Raw genomic sequence first — 16,409 nt, 5'->3', positions numbered from 1 at the left:
TTGTTGAGTAACAGCTTGCCTTCTAGTGAAAGGCAGCTACTTTTAGCTGCGACCATTGTTTAGTCTAAACTCCAGTTTTTAAATGTTGAGGATTTATTAAATTGAGGGCAACTGCTATTATTCTATCAATCATAGATGCGTTAGTTGGAGCGAATCTCCGCAAAAAAGATTTGAGTTGTGATCACCCGAGTTCAATAGGCATAAAATAGGCGATAGTCAGGAGATAAATAAATAAAACTCGCGCCTACAGCTTCAATCATTGGTACAATTGATGCTAGTTTATGAGCGGGTAAATTATCCATCACTACTAATGCTCTTGACCATAATTCAGGACACAAAAAGTTCTCAATAAATAGTGCAAATGCTGCTCCATCCATTGAATCCTTTATTGTCATTACTGCCAGGACTTGGTTAATACTAATTGCACCTATAGCTGTAATCTTTGCGCCTCGATAAAATGGTTTTAATAAGGATACTCTTGTCCCCGGTTGCAAACGGGCATGAGTTCTGGCCAAACCAGCGTAAAATCCCAGTTTCATCCAAAAATACCAGGTTTTCTGGCTCAATATGTTTGATAGTTTCCCAATATTTTACTCTTAATTTTTAAACTCTTTCTGTTGCGGCTTGGCTACTATACTATGTTTTTTTTACGATTTAATCCTAACTGCTGCAAATACCGACACATGGCCGTTCTGCTCACCCCATTTCCAGTCTGATGAGCAAATAATTCACACAACTTTACCCCAGTGGCATCTGGATGCTCTGCCACCAGTGCTTTGACGAATGGTTGGGCATTTATCAGAGGAGTCAATTGCAGTTTTCCTCTCTGTTTCGGCTGTAAATTACCCTCGGTTTTTTGAATATTCACCAGTTTTTGAACTAAACTTTTACTGACCCCAAATCTCGTAGCTAATTTCCTCTATAGACATCTTTTCTGCCAAATGAGCCTTCACTATTTTTGGCCGGAGATCGAGAGAATACGCTTTCATTAGGTTGGACTACAACAAGGATATTTTATTGTACCTCATAACAGCGGAAACCGCTGTCTCTAAAATCTTGCACCCTTCTCAATAACACCCTTTCGGGTCTGTTCCACAAAGAAGGAATTTTCTTGGGGAACAACCTCTCTGACCAGTTCCTAAATAGGTAATTGAGGAGAGTGCAACATCTCAGTTATATTGGCTTTTCTCAAAATCAAATAACCTTATGTTGGCTAGTTTTTTGCGATTTTATAAGTTCGAGAGTTTGCCTAGTTTCGCTCGATCGCCTCGCAGCATCGCCCACTTTCAAAGCGTACAAACTACTGGCATTATTAACGTACAAAGGCGTACCGTTTGACAAATATTCCAACACCATATCGGTGTCTTTGGCAAACAAACCGCGCCGCGTCCCTACTTTGATGTTGTGCCGATTTTCTCCCTGAATTAATTGACCGGATTCTGGAGTAAAAACCAGCGTTCCTTCTTCACCGTAGATAGTGAAAATGTTTTCCGACTGCCAAAAAGTCTCTCCTTTTCCATAAACAGCTTCAGCGACAAAGCCATTGGCAAAGCGCAACTGTGCATTGCACAAACAAGCTTTGTAGAAATCCGGCTGACTGTCCCAAAATTGAGCTTGACAGTTAACGCTTGCCACTTCCCCGAACAAATCAGTAAATCGGTGCAGTCGCGAAATTGCACCAACTAAGGGAAAGCCAAAGAGGGAATGTTGATAAGTCCACCGCTGCGGGGCTGGATGTTGAGGAGTAATAGTAATGTAGCGGGCGTAAAAAACTTTACCGACTAATGGCAAAGATTCTTTGATTGCTTGGTGCAAACCGCCTAACAGTTCGATGTGTTCGATGTGGAGGAGTTTTTGCTTTTGGGCGGCAAGTTCGATCGCCCTTTCTGCTTCAGATACCTCTAAAGATAGAGGATATTCCACCACAACGTGCTTGTCATTTTCTAGCGCGGCCAGGACGATCGCCCCGTGATCCCGGTTCACCGTACAAACAATAACCAAATCTAAATCGTCTCTTTCTACCAGCTTGCGCCAAGAAACCGCAGCTTCTGCCCCGAACCCTTGACAAAATGCTGCGGTTTTCTCCGGGCTGTGACCAGCAACCGCTACCAAGTGCGATCGCCCATCAGCTTGAATTGTCTCGGCCCTCAACTTAGCGGCAAAACCAGTACCCACAATTCCCACGCGAATTGGAGAATTAACCGAAGAACCAAAGCGAGTATCAATATTAGTCATGGGATTTGAGATTTAAGATTTTAGATAGTTACAGACTTGCGGTGCAGGACTTTAGGGTTCTATCGCCCCGATTTTAAGCTGTGGTTGTGGTGCGATTTATTCGATCGAGCCTTCAACACCCAAGCCTTGATGCGATCTAACTATACATTTCACCGCCTGCCGGGACTTACCTTGTAGCCGACTTTGCTGAAACTCGATCGACACACCGCATACCAACAACCCGGTTTTTGTGCTGTAGGGCTCAAAACAGGATTTTTCCTGGAAACCGGATTATTTAGCGCAAGTCTTGCGGCAACAGTATCACAAGGCTGAACCCAAGATAGGTATAAGTAATCAAGATGAAATTAGAAAAAGTTATAACTAATCCCATTCAAATGTTTTGTAAATAAGTGTGTCAACCTCCCTTCTATCCCCTACTATCATAGAGGGAACGAACCTAAGACCTAACCTCAAAGCTAATAGAGCCTTGAAGTTTGCATTAGGAAAAATTATCAATCTTGTTGAATTTTTGAGAGGATTTAGTGCATGGCAACTTACAAAGTTACCCTCATCAGCGAAGCCGAAGGAATTAACCAGACCATTGACGTTGATGACGATACTTACATTCTTGATGCTGCTGAAGAAGCAGGACTCGACCTCCCCTACTCTTGCCGCGCTGGAGCTTGCTCCACCTGCGCCGGCAAAATCACCAAAGGCGAAATTGACCAATCCGACCAATCTTTCTTGGACGATGACCAAATCGAGGCCGGATTTGTCCTCACCTGCGTCGCCTATCCCAAGTCTGACTGTACGATCGAAACTCACCAAGAAGAATCGCTCTACTAAGAAAGGACGCTCTGCGTGATACCCTAAGAAACCCGGTTTCTCGTTTCCAGAATTAAGCTGAAATACGGCAATTATGTTAAGAAACCGGGTTTCTGTGTCTAACATTGCAACAAAGCCGCCAGCAGTCTGTCACTCCCAGCTATGAATTCATAGGTGTTTGAGCAGATAGCTGACCAAATAATTTTAGATTTTAGATGGCAGATTTTAGATTAACGGTGAAACCAATCTAAAATCCAAAGTCTAAAATCTAAAAGTTTAACGGCTAATATTTAGTCTCGCGTTGCGCGGACTTTGTTGGTTTAGTGGCGATTTGAATTGCCGACTCTTAGGCCGACTTTGATCGACTATTCGCGCCAAAATGTAATGTTATCGCTGAGCGGCACAACTTGAGCGCCGGGAAAATAAAAGCCCAGAATTTGAGATCCGTTCCAGCCCAAATTAGCCAAATTGTAAGAACCAGTCTGACTCATTCCCACCCCGTGTCCGAAACCGCCTCCGACAAAAGCATAACCGTTGAGAGTTTTATCTGGATTGTAAATTGGTTCTAGGTAAAAAAGCGTGCTAATCGGCGGGTAAAAAGCATTCCGAATCTCGTCTTTGTCGATATCGATGGGGCCCAAGTCAGTTTGAACCTTCATTTTCAAAACTCGACCTGCGGGCGACCTTTCCACCACTTCCACCTGAGTGACAGTTTTAAAATTAGCCAGCGGGTGCTGTTTCTTCTGAAGATACTGTTTGAGAAATCCACCAATCGCAGTTAAAGAAGCTGGTTCGCGCCACCGAAAAGTGTCTTCTTTTTCCTCATTAAACCCTTTTTCCAAACTGATAAAGCGGCGGAAATTGTTTTCGTCAGACAAACTCTGCTTGGACAAATCCCAGACATTATTAGGGGAATCGACGATCGATCGCAAATATGGACGTTCCGCACCCTGCCACACATCGTTAAAAGAGGCTGTGACGCCGCCGCTAGACGCAGAATAGAGCGCGTCTACTAGCTGATTTTCGTAAGTTAGCACCAAACCGCTCGTTTGGGCGATCGCCTTATCACTTTGCGGGTAAACCTCGGTCAAACCTTGATAAACTTGGCAGTTAACATCAGCGCACAACTCATAATTATCCACAGCAAAACGGCGCAAATTTCTCAGGGCGTAGGTTCTGGCCAAAATAGTTTGAGCTACAATCGCAGCGTAAGGCGAAAAAGCCCCTATTTCGTGAGGAACAACACCCCGCAAGTAAGTTTCGGTCAGCACTTCATTGACTAAAGTATAAGTGCCGTAAGCATTTTTTTGCAGGCGCAAATTGCCACCATAACGGCGAGTTTGTTGAATTGCTTTTTCGGGTTCAGTAGCTGTCGCCTCGTGGGTGGTTTGTTCCAATACCTCAATCACATTTTTCCCCGCCGTCACATCCAACTCATTGCGGTTGAAGCGAAAGCCGTTTAAAACCCAAAATGCCTGGGGTATTTGTTTAACAACCTTGGAATCCAAAAAAGCTGTTGTGTTCCCTTGAGATTGCAAACTTTGCAACAGCCAGCGCCGCACCAAAGGAGAGTTATAAACATCTCTTTTGGCCCAAACTTGCCAGCGCAAAGGTTGAGCAATTTCTACTTCTATTCCCTGGGCGCGCCACTGATTGGCGCTGTCTTCCGCACTCTCAAAACTGCGGTGAGAACTTAGTACCACTCGTTCTTCTACTAAGGGCGATTCCAGAGGTTTCGGGGCTATTTCTAACTTGACGCTAGCAGCAGTTTTGGTTTCTATGCCTTGAGGAGTTTTGTAACGCAAAGTTAAGCTGTCGCCCGGTAATGCTTTCAGCGTCAGTTTGTCGGTTGCTTTGGTGCCAAACCGCTGCACTACGCCAATTTTGATGGGTCTATTTTGGGGAGTTTGGGCGTATCCCGCAGCGCTGAAAATGGGCAACAGGCACAATGCGGTGAAAACAGTGCTAGAAATGCAGCTAAACCATTTGTAACTGGGAGTTGGAGGTGCTTGAGCGAACACGGTTATCTGTCTCGCGATAGTTGAAAATGGGGGATTTTTGATTGTACGTTAGCACATTTGGCCGCTGCTATAAGGGAATTGCCGAAGATTAGCTGGTTTAGTTGCCAGAATTCTGTTAAGCCGCTAGGCGCAAATAAACTTTACATCAAGCAATTTTGAGCCATTACCCACTCCACAATCTTATTACGGGTAATTCAATGAAAGCGAATTTACCTACTTACTTGGTTTTTCCAATATTGGTAGGCGGCATAGGCTAAGGTGACAGCGCCGGTGACGATCGCCGCTTCATCAACCTCAAATTGCGGGTGATGGAGGGGATAGTTCGGTTTGTCAGTGAGTCCCACTCCTAAGCGAAACATGGTTCCCGGTGCGTGTTCTAAGTACATCGAAAAATCTTCCGCGCCGAGGGATGGTTCTGGTAAAATTTGGACGCGCGATCGCCCTAAAGCTTCTAAAGCCGCACTTTCGACTAATTGCGTGAGTTTTGGGTCGTTTTGGACTCCGGGCACTCCGCGCTTGTAGGTGAGTTCGTACTTAGCGCCGTAAGTCGCGCAAACGCTGGAGACAATTTGTTCGATCCAAGCCGGCAGTTTTTCGTGGGTTTCCGGATGCAGCGATCGCACGGTTCCCAGCAATTTTACCCGATCGGCAATCACGTTCGGCGCTCGTCCGCCGTTAATTTGCCCGATCGTCAAAACCAGTGGCCTCAAAGGATTTTGCGTGCGGCTAATGGCCTGCTGCAAAGTGGTAATTATCTGAGAAGCAATCCAAATTGCGTCGATCGCCTCGTGGGGACGCGCACCGTGGCCGGATTCGCCCATCACAATCAATTCTATGTCATCTGCCGCCGCCGTCAGTGCCCCGTGGCGGATACCGATGCAACCGCCCGGAATGGTCGGAAAAACGTGCACTCCGAGGATGCCGTCAACATCTTCCATCGCCCCATCTTTAATCATCCATTGAGCACCTTGGGCAATCTCTTCCGCCGGCTGAAACAAGAAGCGGACGTGACCGGGCAATTTTTCCCCTAGCTGAGACAATATCATGGCTGCGCCCAAACCGACGGTGGTGTGGATGTCGTGGCCGCAGGCGTGCATCACTCCCTCGTTGCGGGAGGAAAATTCTAAGTTAGTGCGTTCTTGAATCGGCAAAGCGTCCATATCGGTGCGAATTGCCAGCCACCGGGAGTCGCTGCTGTTGCCTTTGATTTCGCCGAGCACTCCTGTTTTGCCGATTCCTTCGATCGCGCGGACTCCGCTGGAAGCGAGAACTCCGGCTACGTAGGCGGCGGTTTGATATTCTTGGCCGCTGAGTTCGGGGTGGGAGTGGATGTGGCGGCGAATTTCGATTAAGCGGGGGGCTAGGGTGGCGGCTAATTCTTTGATGCGGGGAAGCATGAATTTAGTTGGGGAGTGGGGTACAAGTTGTAGTCAACTAGGTTAACGCATATGTTTGGGGGTGAACAGGGTTATAAGGCGCAAAAGTGCGATCGGGCTTTTAGATAGCAATGCTATTTCGTTTGTGAATAATATTTTTTTTTCACCGCAGAGGACGCAGAGAAAAGAGAGAAGAGAGAAGAGAGAGTTAGGTTGAAACGGGGAACAACAGTCTATATTTTAGGTTGAAATCCTGATTTATAGTTGAGCATTTCTGGTTGTGATATCATCAAAAAGTAAATTTATTAAAATTATTTCTTATGATTAGCTTTGGATTTTGGAATGTAATAATTCTAATTACAGTCGCTTTGTTTCTCAATTTTAATTGGCGATTAAATAGCGAAAAAACAGCATGGCAAGATTCTTTGTTTTTAAAACATCCTTCGATTCAAAGGTTGACTCATTTTTTTCGTCAACCTATTGTTAACTTTATTTTGCAAGCAGTTATTGTATTAGCTCTCACCAGATTTCTCAGTTATACCGGTTGGTTGGTTTACAATCTGACTACTCGACCCGATCCGCCTTACTGGGATTTTAAGTGGTTTTATGTAGCGAGTAGATTAGCCCATCAGCATTTGAGTCCCTTTAATGTCGAGGTGTTTAACATCGGTTTCTGTAGCATCACTAAAGTGTGTGGGTTTATTCCATCTTTTGTTTATCCACCTAATATCATTCCTCCGCTGTGGTTTTTGGGCTATTTCCCGATGAAGACTGCATTCACTATCTGGACTTGGCTGCATCTTATTGCCACAGGTTTTGTTTTATGGGGAGCGAATATCTTGTTGGTGTCGCACTCACGAGCTTTTAGGACTATTTGTAGTATATCAGTTGCATTCCTTTACGGTTTTGTCTTCGATCTTCAAGTTGGCAATGTGGCCACTTTTATTGCGGTTCTGCTGTTATGGATGTTTATTTATGCTAGAAAAAATCAGGATGTAATTGCTGGAGTTTTATTAGGAATTGCACTTCTTAAACCAACTTTAGTTATATTGTTTATTCCTTATTTTTTAATCAAAAGACGGTTTCAGCTAGTTTTTATATCTCTAGTCACGGTAACTTTTTTGGCAGTTATAGGTCTAGCTGTAACGGGCAATTCTTTAACAGGATTTATACAGGATGCGACTCGTGGATTTCCACTCTGGCTCAACGATCCATCGAATAATGCTTATATTTCTATGAGTCGCCTTGATTTAAGGGTTATGGGGCCGAGATTTTTCCCCGATAGTCCCTTCGTGGCGAAGCTATTTTCTGATTTAATTATTCTGGTGCTAGTTGGTTTAGTGAGTTGGTATTTTTACAAAAAACAATCTCGCAATGCTTGGTCAAAAAAAGTTGATTTATCTGAAATGGTGCTAATTTCTACTTTGAGTATTGCTATCAACTATTCTCAGCCCACCAGTTCTGTGATGTTAGCACCGGCGGTGGTTTTTTTGCTGAATGATTTATGTTTTCAGATTAAAAATTGTGCGTTCTCTAGGCAAAGAATGTCGGTTTGGTTATTGGGCGTTGGCTGTGTCATGGTGCAAACCGCTGTGATTCATGGCGGGCTGTTGGTGTTTCTAGGAAAGCGGTGGAACTGGAAGGGGGGGGAATTGCCTTATTTGTTTAAAGTAACTATTTTTTCACTACCGAGTTATGCGATTTTAGGCCTTACGTTAACTGTTTTAGTCTTAGCAATTACCTCTCTTGGTCAAAAACAGGTTCCTGAATTTGACCGACAGAACTGAAGCAGGAAATAGACATTCATCTGACCAAGAGCAAGTAATAGGTAGCGTGTTCACCATATCATTTTATAACAAATTTATTCATCTCTCTCTTCTCTTCCTCTGTGCTCTCTGCGTCCTCTGCGGTTAAATCATTCAGAAACAGCCTTAAATGATATTACTCGTCACTGTCGCTTTTCTGTTGCTGCGATCGCTCTTCGCTTTGAATTCTCCCCTCAGATTTAGCCTCATCTACTGCTTCTTGAATTAATGTCAACACCATATTCGAGACCGGCCGATAATGCGATTTGGCTAACCGCTCTAGGTCTGCTTTAAGTTCTTCTGGAAGATATACAACTATTCTGGGGAGTTTTGCTGGCAAGGCTGTTATTTGTGCTTTTACTGCCCTATTGTACCTTTTTTTGACCTCTACAGTATCAATTTCACCCTCAAGGGTTGACTCGGAGTGCATACCGTGATACTTTAGAGTTGACACAAAACAAAACCCCCACCGCTCAGACTCGCAATCGTTCGGTGGGGGCTGGAACTCCCATATTTAGGAGAAACTGTATGATATCACAGCCAAAGTCAGTTCCCGAACTGCTCCGGGAAGAAATTCCTGATGTACCTCAAGGTAAGCAACCGATTCGTTTGCTGTTGTGTGGCGTTCCCAAAGCGGTAGACAGCATCGTTAATCTGTTGCACGTTTTAGGTTTTGCAGAAGTTGGGGAATGGAGCCCGCCTCTACCATCGCCGATAGCGGGTGAGGTGATTCGGATTTTAACCCGTTACTGGAAAGAGTAATCTTTGAGGGCGATCGCACTTTTTTTGTGAAGTGCGATCGCCGATTAACTCACTTCCAAAAGTTGACTCAAAAACTCAATAAAATTTGCCAAAGCAGGAACCTGCTTCTTTGTCTGTTCGCTCACCCAATTATTATCAGCAATACTGGTTGTATTAGTCTTCCCAGGTTTTAGAACGCTGACAACAGTAGCAACTAAAGCCTTCCGATCATCAAACGGCCCCCAGTGATTTTTTTGTTCCTCAGACAGTCCATTCAAATAAGCCAGCCCGCAATTCATAACTTCAGGATAGACAACGTTGCCACACTCGCACAATAAATTATCTAAAACACCTTGCTGCTGATTATCTGGCAAAACATAAATTCCTGTTCGCGGTGGCCCTTCCTGACAAATTCCCGCCTGATTTGGAAATCCAGGAAAATCATTCTGAAACTGCTGATAATATTCTCTAGCAACAGTATCAGGATGCTTCTTGTCAGAATCAGCAACTATTCCAAAGGCTGCAATATCTGTTTTATATTCAGGATGGTTAGCAAAACTTGCTTTAAGATTTCTTCCCAAGTTGCTACCCTCCCCAGAATAGATAGCCACAGAAAGAGTCTCGGTCAACAAAATAGAAGGCATATCAAGACGCTTGTACAAGTTTCCCTGTCTGGGATAAGGAGGTATGAAATTGCGCCAAAACGGCTCTAATTTCGATTCTTGTCCATCAAAAGATTGAAACCCGAGGAACTTCAGCACTTTGCCTACAAATGCTTGATCTTGTGGGCCTTCTACTCCGATGAGTGCGTAACTGCGGTTCACCTGCGAACCTCCTGTCCCAACTCATCCCGAACTATATGGAGTGTTTCTCTATCTAACCGAATAGCTTTAGTTTGTGACTCCCGTTTCTCTAAACGATAAAGAACTAAGTCTGTCTCCGAATCGCTAGCATCCAACATCGCATCAACTGTTTCTAAACTATGGGTAGTTGCAAATAACTGAACATTCATTTGCTTGCACCACTGCACAATCCAAGCAAATGAACTGCGAAGTGCTTCAGTATGAATTGCTGTTTCTATCTCATCAATTAGCAAAACTCCACCTCTGACTTTTGTCAGCGTTAGAGCAATAAATAGCAAGCGACGTACTCCATCACCAAAAGAACTTAATGGTGAAATTCCAACCTGTTTGTGGTCAATATAGAGACTGCTACGATTGCCGCCATGCGAGAGAATCACTAAATCAATAATTCCTGAATCCATCACTTGCAATAGCTTAATCACTTCCGGCTTAAAACGCTGAAAAATAGCTTCTGAGAGCAAGCCAACCTGTGACTGTTCTATGCGGTGAGAAAAAGGTGTCACAGTATCAACTGACAGCATTGCATCTGAGCGAATTCGCCGATTCGTTAAACGCTCATTTTCCCAAATTTCAAAAAATTCAGATAATTCATTTGGTGAATCCGATATAATAGCTTTCAGCTCTATTTCTGCACCTCGCAGAGTATTATCAAACCCAAGATCGTCTGAGGATTGACTTTCGTCATCATCCGATAATTCCACTCCCTCAAATTCTTGGTAAATTGCCCTCGACTCTCTCACTGAAAACTTACCATTACCAGAAACACGAGTTTCCATTTGGTAAAAATCCAATTGTTCTTCTTCTTTATTTTGAGGGAACAGCCATTTTAGTGCCTCCAGTCTTGGCTTGCGAGAATATTTGATTTCTCGCCGCCACGATGTGTTCAGCCATTCCAGCGGATCTAAGGGGCGACAATAGGTTGATATCGCCTCTAAAACACTGGTTTTACCTGAGTTATTCCCACCAACCAATATGTTGATTTGACCCAAGTCCTGCAAGGTTAAATCTCGCAGGCCTCGGAACCGATGAATGGTTAAATTGTCAAGGTGTTTCATCATTATGATTTAGGCATTTCAACTGAGAGGCTTCGCTTCTTCTCTCAGCATGACACATCGGCTTTGCCTAAGTCCCGATCGCCTTATGACTTGGGCGTATAAGTCGATCGCACTTGCAACTCCTTCAACTGCTTCTCATCCACAGCAGCCGGCGCATTCGTCAGCAAACAACCCGCCTGCTGCGTCTTCGGAAACGCAATCACATCGCGAATCGATTCCTCACCAGCCAACAGCATCACCAACCGATCCAAACCGTAAGCAATACCTCCGTGGGGCGGAGTTCCATACTCAAACGCATCCAACAAAAAGCCAAACTTATTGTAAGCTTCCTCAGTCGATAAGCCGATCGCCTCAAACACCTTTTCCTGAACTTCCCGCTGATAAATTCGCAGAGAACCGCCGCCGACTTCTGTACCGTTTAACACCAAATCGTAAGCTTGAGCTCTCGCAGTTTTCAAATCGTTAATATCGTCGGGATGCGGCGCAGTAAACGGGTGATGCAATGCTTCCAAACGCTTCTCGTCAGCGTTCCATTCAAACATCGGGAAATCTGTCACCCACAGCAGATTCATCTTGTCTTTGTCAATCAATCCCAATTCGTTACCGACAAACAAACGCAATCTATCCAAAGTCTTATTGACAGTTATCGCGTCAGCCGCAGCAAATAACAACAAATGACCTGGTTGCGCGCCCGTGCGATCGAGCAATTCCTGTTTTTGCGCTTCCGTCAAATTATCCTTAATAGCGCCGATCGTATCAATTTCGCCGTTATCCCGCACGCGAATGTAAGCCAATCCCTTCGCACCGGCTTCGCTGGCTTCCCTAAACAAATCGCCACCCGGTTTAATCCGCACGTTAGAAATCGCATCATTCCCGCCCGGAATCGGCAAAACTTTCACAATTCCGCCCGCAGCAACCGCCCCGGAAAATACCTTAAATCCCGACTCTTTCATCAAATCGGAAACATCGACTAATTCCATACCGAAGCGAGTGTCTGGTTTGTCGCTACCATAGCGATCCATTGCTTCCGCGTAAGTCAAGCGCGGAAAAGGACGAGGCACTTCTACGCCTTTGACACTTTGGAAAATCTGGGAGACTAAACCTTCGTTTAATTCGAGAATTTCTTCTAAAGACATGAAACTCATTTCCATGTCTAATTGTGTGAATTCCGGCTGTCTGTCGGCGCGCAAATCTTCATCGCGGAAACAGCGGGCAATTTGATAATATCTGTCCAAACCCGAAACCATTAACAATTGTTTGAACAACTGCGGCGACTGCGGCAATGCGTACCAATCGCCCAAATTAACGCGGCTGGGCACTAAATAATCTCTCGCACCTTCAGGAGTCGAGCGCGTTAAAATCGGTGTTTCAACTTCAATAAAACCTCCCACATCTTCCAAGTGGCGGCGCATAGCTTTGACTACTTGGTGGCGAAGCTGCAAATTGCGACTCATACGATCGCGCCGCAAGTCCAAATAGCGATATTTCAGCCGCAAATCTTCCCGCACACTTTCATTTTCCGCCGTCGCCACCTGAAACGGTAACTGTTTGCGAACCGCATTTAACAACTCAATTTCGTCAGCATAAATTTCTACTTCACCCGTAGGCAATTTCGGGTTGAGGGAATCGGCGGGGCGGCTGGTGACTCGCCCAGTAATTTTAAGCACGTATTCGCTGCGTAAAGCCTCAGCCCCGTGATAGGAATCGGGGGTGCGTTCAGGATCGCTGACAATTTGCACGATACCCGATCGATCGCGCACATCCAGAAAAATCACCCCGCCATGATCGCGGCGGCGATCCACCCAGCCGTAAAGGGTGACAGTCTCTCCGATGTGTTCGCTTCGCAGTTCGCCGCAGTAGTAACTTCTCATAATTGGGGGTTGTGGACTAAAAATAAAGCTTTTTAATTATGCAGTATGCCTGAAACATCTGCTGAATGCAAATGCACGGACGATTTTTAAGCAGAGGCGCATCTCAATTTTACAGTCAATGCTGATGAAATTATTGTGGGGTGGGCGTCCCGCCCGCCCCAAAAATACCGTGTTCTACGAATCCCCGCGATCGCTGTGAGACTTGTCAAAAAACGCCGTCAGCGCGGTCCATGCAGACTTAGCCGCATCCGTCAAGCGAGTGCCGATCGACTCAATTTGCTTCACAATAACGTGCCAATTCTTTTCAGCTTCCGTGTGAATGTGGTCAACAGCTTGTTCGATGCGATCGCGTTCGATCAATTTATTTTGTTCCACCGCTTCTCGCGCTTGTCGCACTGCTTTCAAATAAGCTTCGCGACTGACTTCGCCGGCATCTTGCACCTGCGCTTGCGCCCGCGTTTTAATCGCATCTACCACCAGCCAATTTTTCTCAGTTTCTTTTTTAATCAGCCTGACTGCTTCTGTGAATCTCTCGTGGGCGAGATCCTTATTTTCTTCGATCGCCCCGGAGGCCTTATTCACAGCTTTTAAATAAGCTTCGCGGGTGAGTTCGCCCGCTGCTTGCACTTCGGCGGCGGCGCGTTTTTTAATTGCTTCAAACAGCGCCGCAGTTTCTGCGATCGCCTCATCAGTCGCGTCGGGCATCTCTTTTTTGACGAGCTCCGTCGTTTCGAGAGTTGCCTCTAAAACGGGTTCCTCGGTTACTTTTGGATCTGTCATCTCAATCTTCTCCTGTGGTAGTAAACATTTTCCAAAAATCTCACAGTCCCTGGATGCAGACTTTGTAGGTGTAGCGCCAGAAAGAATTGTGGTTTTTTATACCGACTTTGTAGGTGTAGCGCCAGAAGGAATTCTGACATTTAATAAAAACTAGGCAATTCTTGTTCCAGCTTTATCAACTTTTGTATCCGCGCTTACCTAGTTGGAATGACCTCAGTTCTATTACATTATATCTACCAAAGTTGCTCTCGTGTGTAGGATACCGCCAAGTTGCAGGTACGGTTTAGCGCACTTTAATTTCTGATAAGTCTCTATACCTAAAAAAACACACACAAATAAACTTGGTTTCTCAACACAATAAAACTGGCAAATTTAATACTTTCAATTTTCCAACTGCAAATCTTCGCTTTCGTCCGTATATAACAAGTGGTGACATCTTTGAGCGTGCAGTAAAGATTGAGGAAATTCGTACTGAGATAAAAGGATATCTTCGAGCGCAACTTTCATTTGATTGGCGCAGATATCTGGCGGCACTTTGCCCATTCCCGTACCCATGCCGGGAATAGCGATAGTTCCAATGATATGTTTGACTGGCGTTCCATCGGGGACTGAGCCAAATTTTACGAGAGTCAAAATAGCGCGGGTTGCTAGATAAACATTTACTGTTTCTCTTAAAACTGTGGGAACGCGCATAATTGGTGCAGCTATTAAATAGGGAATTTCAGCATGATCGGTGTCTACAATTTCTGCCATTCCTACTAAGAGTTCACCGTGATGTCGAGTCTGAATTAGTTTTTGCAAGCGTTCAAGAACCTGCCCTCCAAAATATTCCGAAATTTCTAGCTCTAAGCCGTCGTCCATGAAACCAAAACTATTCCCCGGACTAACAATAGCATCGCATTTCACATCAAATATTGAACCGTGATGTATCTTTACATTTTCCATACTGCCGCAAGTGCTTTCCCACGCTCTAACTAAACCATCGTCTAAGGTAGCCAGCACAATTTGCATAAATACTCTCTCTTATTTTTAATTGCGAACAGCTAGAGCGATCGCCAATTTAATCCTACAATACTTTACATAAGTCGGCTGAATCTAAAATTCATCTCAATTTCAACTAGCAAATGTCCAAGATCTGTATGCTGCAAGACCCGAATCTGCGCCACCCGATCGCAATTAGTTTAGGTGCCGTTGCCGGCGCTTTGAGCCGGTATTATATCACCTTGTGGTTTGCCAGCCGTTTCGGTACGGCTTTTCCCTACGGAACTTTTTTTATTAACATCACTGGTTGCTTAGCTATGGGATTTTTCATTACGCTCGCTTTTGAACGAGTGCCGACTATTCCGTCGGAAGTGCGATTAATGGTAGCAACGGGCTTTTTGGGTGCTTATACTACTTTTTCAACTTACGGTTTAGAGACGAATGTCTTGTGGCGCGATCGAGCTTACAGCATCGCCGCTTTTTACTGGGCAGGCAGTGCCATACTAGGAGTAATTGCAGTTCAGTTAGGCATCATTTTAGCGCGATTGGGCAAATAAATAAAATCGGTTTATGCAAATAATACCCGTTTAAAAAAAGAATACAACTGTAGGCCAACTCTCCACCCATACAGCATCAGTCAGTCGATTTTAGCTCAGGATTGTGGACAATACCTACAATATTTTTTGATCACACACACCATTAAACTAATACAGGGAAAGCTTTTAACGGGGTTGCTACCCTCTCAGGTTTAGGTGTGGTGAAGTTTACTGCATCGTGTTTTCCGGCTGACGGGGTAAAGTCTTCAAGCTGTTTCCCTATCTTGTTTTCAGTTTACTCTTTCTCGGTTGAACTCACGTTTAATAAATAATGCTTATGGCGCTCCGATATAGCTGTTATCAAAAGAACGGTTGAGGATTTAAACAGCGTTTGGTGCGTTTATGCTCGTACATTAGTTTGTCAGCCTTTGCTAGCAATTGTTCTAATAAAACTTCATTATTTAAATCCCCAAACTCCACACCAAGACTTATTGATATATAAGCTCGCTCGGAGTGTTGATTAAAGCGATCTATATTTTCTTGCAGCCGAGCCTGGAAATTAATAGATGAATCACCCGAAAAGTTAGGAATAAATAAAGCAAATTCATCTCCGCCCAGTCGAGCCACAATATCCGCCTCACGAAAGGTTTGCTTCAATATTTGAGCGGCGTCAACGATTACTCTGTCTCCCATTTCGTGTCCTAAAGTGTCGTTAATCTTTTTCAAACCATCTAGGTCAGCGAACAAAATAAAATAGGATGTTTGCGTGCGTCGGGCAATTTTTAGTTGTTGATCGGCTAGTAAAAAGAAGCCTCGTCGGTTATATAATCCAGTTAATTCATCGGTCACGGATAGCTGCCTTACTTCGGCTTCTGCCCTCAGACGTTCTTGGATTTCGTGTTCTAAACGTTGATTTTGTTCCAGCAGTTGTTGGCGTTGCTGCTGGATGAGTAATTGATTTTTTACTCGCATCAGCACTTCCTGCTCTTGAAAGGGTTTGGTAATATAGTCTACGCCACCCAGTTCAAAGGCTCGTACCTTGTTTTCCAGTCGTTCGAGCGCACTGATAAAAATAACCGGTATCTGATCACTCGCTTCCGATGCTTTTAACTTTTGGCAGACTTCGTACCCATTCATCTCTGGCATATTGATGTCAAGTAAAATCAGACTCGGTGGGTCGCGATGAACACCTTGGAGTGCCATTCTCCCGTTGAGGGCTTTACGCACAATATAGCCCTGTGACTCTAGAATTTTGGCTAACAAGCGCAGATTGTCTGGGGTATCATCCACGATGAGAATATTCGTTTGGGCCACAAGTTTGAATAGATCTGTCATGTTCTT

General features: G+C 44.6%; 16 protein-coding genes. 4 read left to right on the top strand and 12 right to left on the bottom strand.

The features are described from left to right. Positions 1–191: 191 nt before the first annotated feature. The 3 genes from QUA77_RS19175 to QUA77_RS19165 form a co-directional block, all read right to left on the bottom strand. On the bottom strand, positions 192–566 hold the full coding sequence (locus QUA77_RS19175; RefSeq protein ID WP_333451848.1) for a transposase: 375 nt from the start codon (positions 564–566) through the stop codon (positions 192–194). Between the two features lie 65 nt (positions 567–631). Next, complete coding sequence (locus tag QUA77_RS19170) at positions 632–868, bottom strand: hypothetical protein (RefSeq protein ID WP_333451845.1); 237 nt, start codon at positions 866–868, stop codon at positions 632–634. Between the two features lie 326 nt (positions 869–1,194). Beyond that, positions 1,195–2,235 (bottom strand): Gfo/Idh/MocA family oxidoreductase, encoded by a 1,041-nt coding sequence (locus tag QUA77_RS19165; RefSeq protein ID WP_333451843.1) that lies wholly within the window; start codon positions 2,233–2,235, stop codon positions 1,195–1,197. A gap of 525 nt (positions 2,236–2,760) precedes the next feature. Between QUA77_RS19165 and QUA77_RS19160 the strand changes: the two genes are divergently transcribed. Continuing rightward, positions 2,761–3,060 (top strand): ferredoxin, encoded by a 300-nt coding sequence (locus tag QUA77_RS19160; protein ID WP_106149950.1) that lies wholly within the window; start codon positions 2,761–2,763, stop codon positions 3,058–3,060. A gap of 344 nt (positions 3,061–3,404) precedes the next feature. On the opposite strand, the gene QUA77_RS19155 is transcribed toward QUA77_RS19160, so the two are convergent. Both QUA77_RS19155 and QUA77_RS19150 read right to left on the bottom strand, forming a co-directional pair. Beyond that, positions 3,405–5,060 (bottom strand): SpoIID/LytB domain-containing protein, encoded by a 1,656-nt coding sequence (locus QUA77_RS19155; RefSeq protein ID WP_333451841.1) that lies wholly within the window; start codon positions 5,058–5,060, stop codon positions 3,405–3,407. 209 nt (positions 5,061–5,269) lie between these two features. After that, positions 5,270–6,457: a M20 family metallopeptidase gene (locus QUA77_RS19150; RefSeq protein ID WP_333451839.1), complete on the bottom strand. Its 1,188-nt coding sequence runs from the start codon at positions 6,455–6,457 to the stop codon at positions 5,270–5,272. 299 nt (positions 6,458–6,756) lie between these two features. Between QUA77_RS19150 and QUA77_RS19145 the strand changes: the two genes are divergently transcribed. Then, positions 6,757–8,223, top strand: a complete 1,467-nt coding sequence (locus QUA77_RS19145) for a glycosyltransferase family 87 protein (protein ID WP_333451837.1) — start codon at positions 6,757–6,759, stop codon at positions 8,221–8,223. Between the two features lie 154 nt (positions 8,224–8,377). On the opposite strand, the gene QUA77_RS19140 is transcribed toward QUA77_RS19145, so the two are convergent. Then, positions 8,378–8,695 (bottom strand): ribbon-helix-helix domain-containing protein, encoded by a 318-nt coding sequence (locus QUA77_RS19140; RefSeq protein WP_333451835.1) that lies wholly within the window; start codon positions 8,693–8,695, stop codon positions 8,378–8,380. Between the two features lie 74 nt (positions 8,696–8,769). On the opposite strand from QUA77_RS19140, the gene QUA77_RS19135 reads away from it, so the two are divergent. Then, the gene (locus tag QUA77_RS19135; protein ID WP_190663608.1) at positions 8,770–9,003 is read left to right on the top strand and encodes a hypothetical protein; all 234 of its coding nucleotides are present in this window, start codon (positions 8,770–8,772) and stop codon (positions 9,001–9,003) included. Between the two features lie 44 nt (positions 9,004–9,047). Here the strand turns inward: QUA77_RS19135 and QUA77_RS19130 are convergent, their stop codons facing one another. The 5 genes from QUA77_RS19130 to QUA77_RS19110 form a co-directional block, all read right to left on the bottom strand. Continuing rightward, the gene (locus tag QUA77_RS19130) at positions 9,048–9,806 is read right to left on the bottom strand and encodes a DUF3226 domain-containing protein (RefSeq protein ID WP_333451833.1); all 759 of its coding nucleotides are present in this window, start codon (positions 9,804–9,806) and stop codon (positions 9,048–9,050) included. Then, positions 9,803–10,903, bottom strand: a complete 1,101-nt coding sequence (locus QUA77_RS19125) for an AAA family ATPase (protein WP_333060085.1) — start codon at positions 10,901–10,903, stop codon at positions 9,803–9,805. Before QUA77_RS19125 ends, QUA77_RS19130 begins: the two co-directional genes overlap by 4 nt. 80 nt (positions 10,904–10,983) lie before the next feature. Next, entirely contained in the window at positions 10,984–12,771 is a 1,788-nt protein-coding gene (aspS, locus tag QUA77_RS19120; RefSeq protein ID WP_333451832.1) for an aspartate--tRNA ligase, read from the bottom strand. A gap of 174 nt (positions 12,772–12,945) precedes the next feature. After that, on the bottom strand, positions 12,946–13,551 hold the full coding sequence (locus QUA77_RS19115; protein ID WP_333451830.1) for a hypothetical protein: 606 nt from the start codon (positions 13,549–13,551) through the stop codon (positions 12,946–12,948). Between the two features lie 381 nt (positions 13,552–13,932). Further along, positions 13,933–14,562 (bottom strand): macro domain-containing protein, encoded by a 630-nt coding sequence (locus tag QUA77_RS19110; protein WP_333451828.1) that lies wholly within the window; start codon positions 14,560–14,562, stop codon positions 13,933–13,935. Between the two features lie 113 nt (positions 14,563–14,675). Between QUA77_RS19110 and crcB the strand changes: the two genes are divergently transcribed. Continuing rightward, on the top strand, positions 14,676–15,089 hold the full coding sequence (crcB, locus tag QUA77_RS19105) for a fluoride efflux transporter CrcB (protein ID WP_333451826.1): 414 nt from the start codon (positions 14,676–14,678) through the stop codon (positions 15,087–15,089). Positions 15,090–15,428: 339 nt separating this feature from the next. Here crcB and QUA77_RS19100 read toward each other — a convergent pair whose 3' ends face one another. Continuing rightward, the gene (locus tag QUA77_RS19100) at positions 15,429–16,403 is read right to left on the bottom strand and encodes a diguanylate cyclase (protein ID WP_333041958.1); all 975 of its coding nucleotides are present in this window, start codon (positions 16,401–16,403) and stop codon (positions 15,429–15,431) included. Between the last annotated feature and the right edge of the window lie 6 nt (positions 16,404–16,409).

This window comes from Microcoleus sp. K5-D4 (assembly GCF_036704575.1).
In the GTDB taxonomy this organism is placed as follows: Bacteria; Cyanobacteriota; Cyanobacteriia; order Cyanobacteriales; family Microcoleaceae; genus Microcoleus.
This window is presented reverse-complemented; position numbering and strand designations above follow the sequence as displayed.